The sequence below is a fragment of the Trichocoleus sp. DQ-U1 genome (assembly GCF_039961925.1).
GTDB lineage: Bacteria > Cyanobacteriota > Cyanobacteriia > Cyanobacteriales > FACHB-T130 > FACHB-T130.
Window position 1 is genome coordinate 24,613 of sequence record NZ_JAMPKB010000056.1, and the last position, 12,565, is coordinate 37,177.

The 12,565-nt window shown below is 44.8% G+C and carries 14 protein-coding genes; 6 read left to right on the plus strand and 8 right to left on the minus strand.

Features of this window, described 5'->3' with window-relative positions; translation table 11 throughout:
- Nucleotides 1-51 precede the first annotated feature (51 nt).
- Together NDI34_RS20280 and NDI34_RS20285 are read right to left on the minus strand one after the other, a co-directional pair.
- Nucleotides 52-1,032, minus strand: a complete 981-nt coding sequence (locus tag NDI34_RS20280; protein WP_348233642.1) for a methyltransferase domain-containing protein — start codon at nucleotides 1,030-1,032, stop codon at nucleotides 52-54.
- 338 nt (nucleotides 1,033-1,370) lie between these two features.
- Nucleotides 1,371-2,660, minus strand: coding sequence for a mannosyltransferase family protein (locus tag NDI34_RS20285; protein ID WP_348233643.1), 1,290 nt, complete (start codon nucleotides 2,658-2,660; stop codon nucleotides 1,371-1,373).
- Between the two features lie 175 nt (nucleotides 2,661-2,835).
- Between NDI34_RS20285 and dxr the strand changes: the two genes are divergently transcribed.
- Nucleotides 2,836-4,032: a 1-deoxy-D-xylulose-5-phosphate reductoisomerase gene (gene dxr, locus NDI34_RS20290; protein ID WP_190985955.1), complete on the plus strand. Its 1,197-nt coding sequence runs from the start codon at nucleotides 2,836-2,838 to the stop codon at nucleotides 4,030-4,032.
- 35 nt (nucleotides 4,033-4,067) lie between these two features.
- Here dxr and NDI34_RS20295 read toward each other — a convergent pair whose 3' ends face one another.
- Both NDI34_RS20295 and NDI34_RS20300 read right to left on the minus strand, forming a co-directional pair.
- On the minus strand, nucleotides 4,068-4,877 hold the full coding sequence (locus NDI34_RS20295; RefSeq protein WP_348233644.1) for a methyltransferase domain-containing protein: 810 nt from the start codon (nucleotides 4,875-4,877) through the stop codon (nucleotides 4,068-4,070).
- A 204-nt stretch (nucleotides 4,878-5,081) separates the two neighbouring features.
- Entirely contained in the window at nucleotides 5,082-5,210 is a 129-nt protein-coding gene (locus NDI34_RS20300) for a hypothetical protein (RefSeq protein ID WP_348233645.1), read from the minus strand.
- 236 nt (nucleotides 5,211-5,446) lie between these two features.
- Here NDI34_RS20300 and NDI34_RS20305 point away from each other — a divergent pair, with 236 nt between their 5' ends.
- Entirely contained in the window at nucleotides 5,447-6,940 is a 1,494-nt protein-coding gene (locus NDI34_RS20305; protein WP_348233646.1) for a serine protease, read from the plus strand.
- A 10-nt stretch (nucleotides 6,941-6,950) separates the two neighbouring features.
- Here NDI34_RS20305 and NDI34_RS20310 read toward each other — a convergent pair whose 3' ends face one another.
- A complete protein-coding gene (locus tag NDI34_RS20310; protein WP_348233647.1) occupies nucleotides 6,951-7,583 on the minus strand; it encodes a CU044_2847 family protein in 633 nt (210 codons plus the stop codon).
- A 183-nt stretch (nucleotides 7,584-7,766) separates the two neighbouring features.
- On the opposite strand from NDI34_RS20310, the gene NDI34_RS20315 reads away from it, so the two are divergent.
- The gene (locus NDI34_RS20315) at nucleotides 7,767-7,937 is read left to right on the plus strand and encodes a hypothetical protein (RefSeq protein WP_348233648.1); all 171 of its coding nucleotides are present in this window, start codon (nucleotides 7,767-7,769) and stop codon (nucleotides 7,935-7,937) included.
- A gap of 84 nt (nucleotides 7,938-8,021) precedes the next feature.
- On the opposite strand, the gene glmS is transcribed toward NDI34_RS20315, so the two are convergent.
- Both glmS and psaC read right to left on the minus strand, forming a co-directional pair.
- A complete protein-coding gene (gene glmS / locus NDI34_RS20320; protein WP_348233649.1) occupies nucleotides 8,022-10,175 on the minus strand; it encodes a glutamine--fructose-6-phosphate transaminase (isomerizing) in 2,154 nt (717 codons plus the stop codon).
- A 183-nt stretch (nucleotides 10,176-10,358) separates the two neighbouring features.
- Entirely contained in the window at nucleotides 10,359-10,607 is a 249-nt protein-coding gene (gene psaC, locus NDI34_RS20325) for a photosystem I iron-sulfur center protein PsaC (RefSeq protein ID WP_089128523.1), read from the minus strand.
- Between the two features lie 304 nt (nucleotides 10,608-10,911).
- Here psaC and NDI34_RS20330 point away from each other — a divergent pair, with 304 nt between their 5' ends.
- Complete coding sequence (locus NDI34_RS20330; protein ID WP_348233650.1) at nucleotides 10,912-11,445, plus strand: Hsp20/alpha crystallin family protein; 534 nt, start codon at nucleotides 10,912-10,914, stop codon at nucleotides 11,443-11,445.
- A gap of 53 nt (nucleotides 11,446-11,498) precedes the next feature.
- On the opposite strand, the gene NDI34_RS20335 is transcribed toward NDI34_RS20330, so the two are convergent.
- Nucleotides 11,499-11,669, minus strand: coding sequence for a hypothetical protein (locus NDI34_RS20335; RefSeq protein WP_348233651.1), 171 nt, complete (start codon nucleotides 11,667-11,669; stop codon nucleotides 11,499-11,501).
- Nucleotides 11,670-11,700: 31 nt separating this feature from the next.
- Here NDI34_RS20335 and NDI34_RS20340 point away from each other — a divergent pair, with 31 nt between their 5' ends.
- On the plus strand, nucleotides 11,701-12,213 hold the full coding sequence (locus tag NDI34_RS20340; RefSeq protein ID WP_348233652.1) for an Hsp20/alpha crystallin family protein: 513 nt from the start codon (nucleotides 11,701-11,703) through the stop codon (nucleotides 12,211-12,213).
- 217 nt (nucleotides 12,214-12,430) lie between these two features.
- The coding region (locus NDI34_RS20345) for an IS630 transposase-related protein (protein ID WP_348233654.1) at nucleotides 12,431-12,565 on the plus strand (135 nt) is incomplete at its 3' end.

Here is a 12,565-nt window from a genome sequence, read left to right on the forward strand (position 1 = left end):
AAAGCTGAATTTTTTGACATTTTAAATAGAAATAATATCCTTAGTTAGACGCTAAATCTTTTGACACTTTAAATAAAAAGAATATCCTTCATCAGGAGATTCACTCAGTCCAACTGCATCAATCAGTTCTAGGCGACTAAATCTTCCCGTTCTTAAACTAAAAGGCATCGGGGAGACAGCCTTTTTATCTACGACTTTAAATCCAAATTTTTCTATGTCGTTAATTAAATCTTCTGGGCAGTATTCTATTTTATGTTCCGGATGAACAAAGCCCATTCTAACTTGTAAACGAGTAAGTTTTCGATTGGGAGTATCTAAACAAAAATAGCCTCCGGGTTTCAGGACACGATGAACCTCCATAAATACTTTTTCCGCTTCGTTTTCTGTAATGTGTTCAATACTCTGTCCTGACCAAACTAGATCAATTGTTTCATTCTCAAATTTAGATAAATCCGTCATAGATTGATAATAATAGGTTACTTTAGTGCCTTGAGGCGTTGTTACTTCATTTGTAGGTAGGATAGCGGAACCGAACATTCTTTGTTCAGGAGGCAAATCAATAATGTGGACTCGATCGGGAATAGAAGGATATCCCATCGCCAGTAAACTTCCTTCTATGAGATGACCAGCAGCACCCCCAAGATCCAATATGACCTTAGCAGGAGGAAGGTGTTCTCGGACAAGGGTTAAACGCGCTAAATGGTGGGAAAGAATTCCATTCGTTTTGAATAACTTTCTTTCAGTTTCAGCAGGAATCATCAAAAATGAAAAGACTAATGATGCCCGTGTTATTTCGCCGGAATCTAGCTTTTTTAAATAAAATTGAACTTCTTCATCTAAAGGAGGTGAACTAATCAAATATTTATAAAGGTTAATTATATAGTTTTCATTATTTACTTTGATTTTGGTTAGCTGAGAGAAGGAATTAACCATTAAAAAAATTGAAATTAAAAGTAAGTCGAAGGGATAAAATATTACATACCTAAAAACTTTAAACGCTAGAAGCTTTTTGTTTTTTAATGAGTTTTCCATATTCTGAATCAAATATTAATCGAAAATAATTTAGAATGAAAATTAGAGATATATAGCAACTTTATTTGAGTTGTACGCTAATATTCGCCTTAATAGAGACGCGATTAATCGCATCTCTATAGAAGGTCGCAAATTTTCAGGACTGCTATATAAAGCCATCGGATTAGTTTATTGTGAATTTAGCATACTGGTCGCGGTTCTTGTAAAACTTGGTTTAGTGAAAGTTGATTTGATTTTGATAGTGCAAAAATTACAGCATTTTAGGGAAACTTAATAGCTGGACGATCGCATTTGTAAGGGCGAAGATTTCACCCCTCCTTTTGCCTTTTGGTTTTTTCTTATCCTGCCCAAAGGTGTTGGGCAAATCGAATCGATAGCGGAATAAGTAAGACGGTAAAGAAGCCGATCGTGGCATATCCCCAACGCGGGTGACGGGAAAGTAATAAGCCAAGCGCGATCGCAAGTGACACAATGCCGTAAGCAATCCGCCCAATCGACCAAGTTCCTCCGGAGGACAAAATTAACCCCAAGCCGCAAAAGCCATAAATTACGGTCACTAAACTGAGTTGATTCCGGAAGTGCCATAACAAGTAGCCACCCCCTACTAACGAAACCGTATTAATCAACGGATCGCCTGCTTGTAACCACAAAATTAACCATAAAACACAAAAGCCGTATCCAACCTTAACCGAACCTAATCTTTGCCGGAATCGCCACAGCAAATAGGCACAACTGACAAGGATTAAAAATAGCAGCGGATGCCAAGGATCTTTAATTCCGCCATACTTCCAATTCGCTGTACCAATCGAAATTTGCATCAGCATTTTCCACCAACCCTGCCAATCGAAACCAACTGAAGGTCGCCATCCTCGCTGTGCTTGAATAAACGCGAAAGGGTCTGCAAATCGAATCCAGCAATACAAACTAAATAGAAGCAACCCTCCCGCAGTCGCTAGACTGGCAACGTAGGCGATAAGAGGTCTGCGTTCTTTCCACGCTGCAATCAGAAAGGCGGGGATGAGGGCAATTCCGGTGGGACGGGTGGCAGTTGCTAATGCACCACACAGGGATAACCAGCCATATTGGCGTTTATCAAAGGCTCGTAAAGCCGCAGTGCTGAAGAATAAAAATAGCCCTTCCGTGTAAATTACCGTTCCAAAGAGGGAAAACGGACACCAAGCCAATACGGCACTTGCCCAGCGTGCAGCACTTCTACCATGACGTTCTTCAACCCAAAAGTATACAAGGGCGATCGCTCCTAATAATGCCAAATTATTTACGAGCGTGCCTGCGACTTCAAACGGCAAGCCGAGGGTCATCACTCCCCGGATGAGTAAAGGGAAAAGGGGGAAAAAGGCAACGTTATGTCCTTGTCCGTCATTCGCGTATTCGTAACCAGAGACAGCGATCGCTCGATAATGAATGCTATCCCAGCCCTCAAAAACTCCCCAGCCAGATGTAGGCATTATGTTTGAGGGACTTGGAAGTGCAGGCGCGATCGCCATCATTGCGATCGCAATGATGAGTCGGCTGCTTAGCCACATTGCCGTTGCAAAGACGAACCCATTCGCCCATATCTCCTTTTTTTCAACAGCAGTGGTTTCCACAGTTGCAGCGTATTTTTGCATAGATGCCCCACTCAGTTGATCTTCCCAATCTTATTGATTGACACTCATCCAGCCCACGATTGAGGGCTTATGGTCAGTAATAATACCCCGATCTTTATCAATCCGCTCAGATGAGATGTTAAGGATGAACCCCAAGCAATTTATAGTGGAATTGCCCCTGAATCCTTAAATGATTGTGAAAGCGATTACTCTCCTTGGCTCCACTGGCTCTATCGGGACTCAGACGCTAGATATTGTGGCTCAAAACCCGGAAAAGTTCAAAATCGTGGGGTTGGCAGCAGGGCGCAACGTGCCAATGCTTGCCGCACAGATTCGGCAGTTCCAACCGGAAATAGCCGCTATCTGTCAAGAAGACAAATTGTCTCAACTGAAAGAAGCGATCGCAGACCTCGACCCCCAACCAATCCTGTTAAGTGGGGAAACTGGGGTCGTTGAAGTCGCCCGCTACGGGAATGCGGAAACTGTCGTCACCGGAATTGTGGGCTGTGCGGGGTTATTACCGACCATTGCCGCGATTGAAGCCGGGAAAGATATTGCTTTAGCGAATAAGGAAACTTTGATTGCGGGTGCTCCCGTAGTGCTGCCGCTGGTAGAGAAACACGGCGTGAAGCTGTTGCCAGCGGACTCTGAGCATTCTGCAATTTTTCAGTGTCTCCAAGGCGTCCCCAAAGGCGGCTTGCGACGGATTCTGCTCACGGCTTCTGGCGGTTCCTTCCGAGATTTGCCAGTCGAGAAATTAGCCTCAGTCACGGTTGCAGACGCCCTGAAGCATCCCAATTGGTCGATGGGTCGCAAAATCACCATTGACTCCGCTACGTTGATGAATAAGGGGCTGGAAGTGATTGAGGCGCACTTCCTTTTTGGCATGGATTACGATGGCATCGAGATTGTCATCCATCCCCAAAGCATTATTCACTCGCTGATTGAGTTGCAAGATACGTCAGTCTTAGCTCAGTTGGGTTGGCCTGATATGCGTTTACCGCTACTCTATGCTTTATCCTGGCCTGAGCGAATTTATACCGACTGGGAACCGCTAGATTTGGTGAAAGCTGGGAATCTCACTTTCAAAGAACCCGACCACGAGAAGTATCCTTGTATGCAATTGGCTTATGCGGCGGGTCGTGCAGGCGGTTCGATGCCTGCTGTTTTGAATGCGGCGAACGAACAGGCAGTGGCGCTATTTTTAGAAGAAAAAATTCAATTTTTGGATATTCCCCGTTGCATCGAATCAGTTTGCGATCGCTTTACTTCCCAAAACCGCCCAACTCCTACTCTCGATGACATCATTGCCGCAGATAAATGGGCAAGACAGGAAGCACTTGAGGTGAGTCAGCAGTTGCACAAAGGTAGTAGCGCCGCAGTCATGCGTTAGGAGATTTCCTAGTCTTCCTTTAATCGCTCATCAGCTTATTTTCTACCCCGAACGAAGAATTTTGTCGTATCTTCCCAGACTCCTCGCTCGGTTGTTAGTTTATCAATTTCTGCTCTGTACTCAACTTGGAACTGCTCTAATTGTTCCGGTGATAGTTGTGCCAGCAGCGGATTGCCTTTAAAACTTAAATTAATCCCCTTCCAGGATAATTCGTCATCTCTTAGATGGCGATACCGTCCTGACGGCTCAATTTTGATTTCGATATCTCTAAAACCTGCCTGTTGTAGCAAATTCCGACACTTTTCTGGAGTACCGAGTGTTTCGAGGATGTGTGGCAGCGATATGTCCAATACTCTAGCGCAGATATTCCTGTAAACAGCTCCCAGATAAGCTGTTTCGGGAGGACACGTAAATGCTACAAATCCTCCTGTTTTCAGAAAGCGATACCACTTTTGCAAACTAGCAGGAATATCAGTAAAAAGTACAATTGCTTCACAGCAAAAAATAGCATCAAAACTACCCTCACCAAAGTTGATGGATTCTGCATCCGCCTCAATTAACTCGATGTTTTGTAAGCAAGCTGCTTCAACTTTAAGCCTGGCTTGATGGAGCATTCCCGGAGACATATCTATGCCGATGACATAGCCTTCCGAACCCACTTTCTGAGCAGCAGGAATCGCCACTAAACCCGTCCCTGTAGCAACATCAAGGATTTTATCTCCTTTCTGAATTGGAACAAATTCAAGTAGGAGATTAGCTTCAAGTGGATGGCGAGTTCCTTCCTCACAATCGTAAGTAGTTCTAGAATTATAAAATTCAATTACCTGTTGGGTGTAACTGTTCATAATTCAATGAAATTGGTAATTGATCCGAGTATATGCAGTCTTATCTAATTTGTAAAAAAACCGCAGAGAAAGAGATGAGATAATTTTACAACTCCTACAAGGATTGCGATATATCGGACGTATCCAGCAGTTAGTACGACAAATTGAAATTTGGGAAACGTTGATAGAGAAAGTGGAAGGGACTAACATCGAATAAGTATCGCATCATCTAGGTTTTGGCGACGAGGCACGATCGCTTCCTATCCTTAAAGCGATCGCCTCGATGCTACCTGCGATTTTCAGCTTGTGGGGTTGGAGAGCGATCGCCTCGTGAAGTGGATTCTGGAGCAGCAATTATCGTTTGATTCTCTGACAGCAGTATACAGATAACAAAGTGAACATCCGAGGTTGAGCTAGCAGGTATTTGAGCAGAAGCTAAACTAGTATCCCTTGAAGAGGATGAACTAAGTTCACTAGAAGATGGCGAGTTTGTTCGAGAACTTTGACAAATTTTGTGATTTTGGGTGGGGGCTTTCGGTAATTACTTGTTGAATACTTGTATTACTAAGTAACCTTCTTCAAAAATAGAAATGGGTAAGCGTAGGGAAAGCTTTGAAGCTGTTCAGAAATCAGTTGCTAGAGTCAAAGACACAAATGGGCAAACTTGGGGAACAGGATTTTTTATTAGCCGAGAGGCGCACTTGTTGACTTGTGCTCATGTTGTTGAGGATGCAGGCGGCTGGAAAAATGTACGGATTTTGGATCAGCCTGTTAATTGCCTGTACGAGGGAGACCCTGAACGCGATGATATTTGCTTGCTTCAGGTTGAGGATATTCAAGTTATTCCAGTCGAACTGGGAAAAGACTTTGAGCCAGGAGATGAATTTCTCAGCTTCGGCTTCTCCAATGATGATTTTTATGGTGCTCCAATTCGGGGGGAGATTACTCCCTTTGCCCGCTGTGGCAAGCTGGGCGATCAAAAACTAATCCGTTTAGAAACTTTTTCTGATGCTCAACGTATTGAAGGTGGGCAAAGCGGTGCTCCTGTACTGCTTTACAAGCAAGGAAAGTATAGGGCGATCGGCTTGATTGTCGCTTCAGAGGATTTACAAGGCGGGTTAGCAATTCCTACTAATACGATTCTGCGGGAGACTGCTAAACTCAATATTTTTAAGGAACACAGAAAACAGTATTTAAAATACGTACTTGGAGGTATTTCAGTTGCTGCCAGTTCTTTATTAATTCTTAGCTTTCAGGTTAGCACGATTACAGGAAAATGCTCTGCTGAAGTTCGTACTCAGTATAAAAGAGAAATTGATGAGGCAGTTCGCTTAAGGCTTACTCGGAAAGCTTTAAAAATCGCTAGCAATCAAATTTCTGAATGTCGTAATGATTATCAAGGGTATATCAATACTGGCTCTATGTTAATACGTATAGGAAATTCAGATGAAGAAGCTATTAAGATGTACGAAAAATCTTTAGAAAAAGGCTCTGGGGTTGAAGGGCGATATGCGTTAAGTCTTGCATATAATCATTTAAAGCAATATGAGGAAGCTCTTCAAAATCTTAAACTTGCATTTGAGGATTCATCACGCGATCAGGCACAAAATATAACTGAGGATGTATTTTACTATAACTTTGGCTATTTTCATCAGAAACTTGCTGAAACTGAGCTTGATAAAACTCCAAATTTACGAGACAGAAAACAAGTTGAATTTCATTTGCAAAAATCCGCTGAAGCTTATTCTAAAGCTATTAACATGACAAAAAACGTTCGTGATATTGATGAAACAGGTGCTTACTATTCCGAACGAACAGCCGATGCAGCCGAAAATTTAACGGCTGTTTACGTGATGCAGTATGAACTTAGCGGTAAAAATTCAATTTTTCTTGCTAAAGCTCTGGAGACAATGAAAATTGATTTCAAAGCCAAACAACCACACAAACGCGCTGAGTATATGCAATTAGTATTGTCTGGCAATGATTACAGCTATCTTGAACCTATTCGTCAGTCCAAAGAATTCAAAGAGCTAGTGAATTTTTTAAATAAGGAGTATAAGTTGTCTAAATTTAAAGAGCAATAATCCAAAAAAATCACTCGGATTGACCTAGCAGTTCAAGCACTTTTTTTAACGTTTCGCGTTGTTGTGGTGGAATTTGTACGGTTGGTGGAGGATCTTTGAGGTCTACCTTCATTATCCTGGTGTCGATCATTGACTTTAAAGCTTGTTCAAATCTGCCTCGTTTAATAGGTAAGGATGGCTCAGTTATTTCAAGCTTTTCGGCTGGCGTTTCTTCTTGATTGACTAAAGCACTATAGAGTTCTAATAAGGTTGTAGTTTCCCCGATTCTAGCTCGATCCAAGAAGCTGCGAATAAACGAAATTGGAATCCCTTCATCTTTAAATTTCCAACTGACTTTAACTTTGAAGCTTGCCTGTCCAGAGGCTTGAACAATCACAGCAGAACCACTCGCTGTGAAACCTAAGTTAAACTCTACTTCTGCACTTTCAGCAGTAAGGGGTTGGTTGAGTTCTTGCCAGACATCGACAAAGGTTTGGCAGGCGGGCATCACAGCCTGACGAATCATTTGTTTGAAATCGTCTTTTGTGAGTTTTTCGGTAAGGTTATCGCGCGATCTCTGCTTAATCCCTGTTTGCCCTTCTGCTGGAAGCACCTCAATGTAAAACTGATCACCTTCTGCTTCAACAGGGATAAAATTACTCACAAAGCTTACCTCATTAACTAACTATCAGTTTGCAGCTACCTTGAGCATTCTGCCAACTTGCTAACAAAAAATTTAACATTAAGTCATGAATCCTCACTTTTTTGTCTCGTCTGTTTTGCTCTAATTGCCGATTACACCAGCTGCACTCAATAAGGAGCAGTATCTTTATCGCCACACCACCCGATGCCCCTTCAACTCTGCATAGCGGTCTTCCAGGCACTTTTGGTACCTCCGGCGATCGCCTTTCCTACAAAGAGCCTTTCCTACAAAGAAGCGATCGCACAAGACGACAAACCATTCAGCCTTAAGGCTAACAGTGTGGATTGTAAATATAGCGATCGCACTGAAGTGTAGAATAACAAAAAAATCGTATGAATTTTTTATTTGTTATACGATTTTTTTATTGTTGTACCTAAGACTAAGAAACTCTATAACAGCTTATTCAACTGTTACCGATTTCGCCAAATTCCGAGGCTGATCTACATCTAAACCGCGAAGTGCTGCAATGTGATAAGCCAACAGTTGTAATGGAATGACTGTGAGGATCGGAGAAAGCAACTCTTCAACAGCAGGAACGGGCAACAAATCATCAAACGTTTCTGCTGCTTCTAGGTCATTCATTGGCGTCACGCCAATTAAGCGGGAATCCCGCGCCTTCGCTTCCTGGGCATTCGAGAGGACTTTTTCGTAGACAGTCCCCGGCATGGCGATCGCTACTACGGGCACTTTCGCATCCAACAATGCAATCGGGCCGTGTTTCATCTCTCCAGCGGGATAACCTTCGGCGTGGATATAGCTGATTTCTTTCAATTTCAGCGCTCCTTCCAAGGCAATCGGGAAATTAATCCCCCGTCCTAAAAAGATAAAATCTTTTGTTTCGGCAAAATCGTGAGTCAGATGCTCAATATAACGCTCCTGACTTTCTAAAATTAGTTCAATCTGCGCTGGCAACTGTCGTAAGCCAATTAAAATTTGCTCTAACCGAATTGCCGATACCGTCTGACGCCGATAAGCTAAATCCAGCGCCAAACAGTAAAATGCCATCAGCTGGGCAACAAAGGTTTTCGTCGCCGCGACTCCAATTTCAATTCCCGCATGGGTTTCGATAATCTGCGGCACCATCGTCCCCAAAGTGCTTTCCGGACGATTGGTAATCCCCAGCAATCGCGTCTGAAACTGGGGCGGCTGACTGGCACGACGCTGGGATTCCATTGCCAAAGCTGCCAGCGTATCCGCTGTTTCTCCAGATTGAGTCACGCCAATTGTCAGCGTATTGGCAGTTAGAGGCGCGGGTGCGTAGCGAAACTCAGAGGCATACTGCACGATAGTAGGAATTCCGGCTAACTGTTCCAGCAGGTATTTACCCACCAGTCCAGCGTGCCAACTGGTGCCGCAAGCAAGAATTTGAATGTGTTCTAAATTTTCGTAGAGTGACGCTGGTAAATTCAGTTTAATTGGAGATTGACGAGACTCGGCCGTCCAATCTGCGTTTAGGTAAGCTTCTAAACAAGCGCGAACGACTCCCGGTTGCTCATAAATTTCCTTGAGCATAAAGTGTTTGAATCCCTGTTTTTCCACCTGTACGGGATTCCAACTCAACGTCCGGGGACTTTTCTTTAGCCTATCGCCTGCGAAATTGTACACCTCAACGCCAATCGGGGTCATTCTTGCCAATTCGCCATTTTCCAGCGTCAGGACGGCGCGAGTGTGGGGAACCAGTGCCGGAGTATCAGAGGCACAGAAAAATTCTCCTTGACCGAAACCGATGGTGAGGGGCGCTTGTTGCCGTGCCACAATCAATTCATCGGGATAGTCGGCACTGATCACCGCGATCGCAAACGCTCCCTCCAGTTTATTCACTGCCTGCCGTACTGCTTCTAAAAAGGGAGAATGCTGACTAGTCACCGCTGAGTTTTGCACTTGCTGTGACATCACTTCAGCCATTAATTGGGGGATTGCCTCCGTGTCTGTTCCCGCCTTCGTTACCGCTTGCCGCACTGCCTCTAAAAACGGAAACTGTTGAGGTGTAGAAGCCGAGTTATGTACTTGCTGTGCCATTAGTTCGGCGATTAACTGGGGGATTAACTCAGTATCCGTCCCCGTTTTCGTCACCGCCTGCCGCACCGCCTCTAAAAACGGAAACGGTTGAGCTGTCGCCGCTGCTTGCTGCGCTTGCTGTGCCATTAATTCGGCGATTAAATGAGGAATTACCTCGGTATCGGTATCTGAGCGAAACTCGTGTCCTTTGGCTTTGAGTTCTTCTCGCAACTCCCGATAATTTTCAATAATCCCGTTTTGTACCACCGCGATTCGCTTAGCCGTATCCGTGTGGGGATGGGCGTTGTATTCTTCTGGCTTGCCGTGAGTCGCCCAGCGGGTGTGTCCGATGCCAATCGTCGCCGGATTGACTTCTCGTTGTAGCTTTTCGCGCAGGTTGTAGAGTTTGCCCTTTGCCCGCACGCAGTGGATGTCACCTTCCAACACTGTGGCGATACCGGCAGAATCGTAGCCCCGGTACTCCAGTTTTTCCAAGCCTGCCAGCAAAATCTCTGTCGCCGCTTGAGTGCCAATATAGCCAACGATTCCGCACATATATCACAACACTCCTGTTCACACTTAAACTAAAAAGCTACTGGGCTATCCCAGGAACGTCAAGGTCAACAACATTGTATTGGTTACGGGCGATCGCGCTCTTATTCCGCAAAAAAGAGGGAGCAATTTGCCCCCTCAATGCCTTGGAATCGGAATGATAAAAAGTGTTTTCAAGCCAGCTTGTTAGTATGCCAAGCCCATGCTGCGAGTCGTTTCAGCATTGCTCAAATAAACTCGGATGCTCAAAAAGTCTGTAGGACAGGCAGTTTCGCACCGCTTGCAACCTACACAATCTTCAGTCCGAGGAGATGAGGCAATCTGTTGAGCTTTACAGCCATCCCAGGGAACCATCTCTAGGACGTCCGTTGGGCAAGCGCGAACGCATTGGGTGCATCCAATGCAGGTGTCATAGATTTTAACGGTATGAGACATCGAAAAACGGCTCCTTTCTGAGTGTTCTCTACTAATGACACTAGAATCAAGGCTTAGTTTACCGCAGGCGCATAGACGCCTCTGCAAAAGGCCACAGAACTTCAAACTCTGTAATAGATTGCCCCTAATTGCGACTTTCCGACAAAGGCGGGGAAATCCCTCTGTCTCAAGGCGGTTTGCCTCACCGGCAAAGCTGGGGTGCCTTCGACATCATAAAGAAGTGTGAACGAAAGGCTTAACTCAGTTGAACAAAATTCAATTCCAGCGTTCGACACAGAGAAGTTTTAACCCTTGGGAATCGACTATGACACTGATTCGTTGGCAACCTTTTCAAGAAATGGCAACCCTGCGCCGTCAAATGGATCGAATGTTTGACGAACTGGCAAGCGTTAATCGGGATGCTCCAATCACCTGGAAGCCTGCGATTGAGCTGCAAGATACAGAGGACAGCCTAATCCTGCGGGCACAAATTCCTGGCATCGAAGCCAAAGACCTTGATATCCGTATTTCTCGTGAAGCGGTTGTTATTACAGGCGAACGCCGCTACGAAAAGAAAGAACAAGAAGGCGGTTACGTCCGTTCTGAGTTCCGCTACGGAAACTTTCAGCGAGTAATTTCTCTACCTGTTGCGATTCACAACGATCGCGTCCAGTCTGAATTTAAGGATGGCGTCCTGATGCTGACGCTGCCCAAAGTAACGTCAGTTCGCGATCGCGTAGTCAAGCTCAATCTAGCAGATAGCACCAGTGCGGCTCCAGAAGTCACTGACGCACCCGTTGCTGATGTGAAGAAGCCTGAAGCAACTGAGAGTGCTGAACCGGCTAGCGTCTGGGATTAATCCAGATGAGTTTTGGTTAATCCGTAGCCGCGAAAACTTCTTAGTCTAACCACTCAACCGCTGAGCATCAGCAAGGCGGTTATTTTTCGCCTTCTTCCAGAAGTCGGGAAAATCCCCCAAAAGGCAATTCGGTTTTCCTCACTGACGTAACCGAACTGTTTTGACATTATAAAAACGTGGGAACTAAAAGCTTCATCCCATTGAACAAATTTCAATTCAAGCATTTAGTCACTGCAAATTGGAGGTAACTGTTTTATGGCACTGATTCGTTGGCAACCCTTCCAAGAAATGGAAACTCTACGTCGTCAAATGGATCAAATGTTTGATGAACTTGCCGGAAGCGATCGCGTAGCTTCTCGCCAGTACAGCACAACTTGGAAGCCTGCCATTGAACTCCAAGACACTGAAGACCATCTGATCCTGCGGGCTGAAATTCCAGGCGTAGAAGGCAAGGACATTGATGTCCAAATCACTCGTGAAGCGATCGCCATTAGCGGCGAACATCGCTTTGAGAAGAAGAATGAAGAAAAAGGCTTCTTCCGCTCCGAGTTCCGCTATGGTAGCTTCCAGCGCGTGATTCCTCTACCAGTGCCGATTCAGAATGACCAAGCCAAGGCTGACTTCCAGAATGGCATCCTGACATTAACCCTGCCGAAAGTCACGGAAGCGCGGCGTACCGTCGTCAAACTCAATTTAGGAAGCACCAATACGACTCCAGAATTGACCAGTCAGTCAACTCCTGAAGCCAACCACGCCAACGTGAACTAATCTTGCCCTTGCCTTCCTGAAGGGTCTTGAGCCTGGGTAAGAAACAATAGCCTAATTTAGTTATTTAACCGCTGAGTGGTCTTCAGTAGAATCCTACCCTCCACTCAGCGGCTATTTTTTTGGCGTTGCACCTTGAAAAACTATTTATAGCAACCGCCAAGATAGTTAGGACGTAGAGTAGAGATCACCTGTTGTCCTGAAGTTATTCAAGCTGCTCATGGCAAACCCCTATAGTTATAACCTGCGTCAGAAGGTGATCCAAGCGATCGAGTTAGACGGCATGAAGAAAAGTGAAGCCGCACAGGTGTTCCAAATTAGTCGCAATACGATTGACCTATGGCTGAAGCGGCGA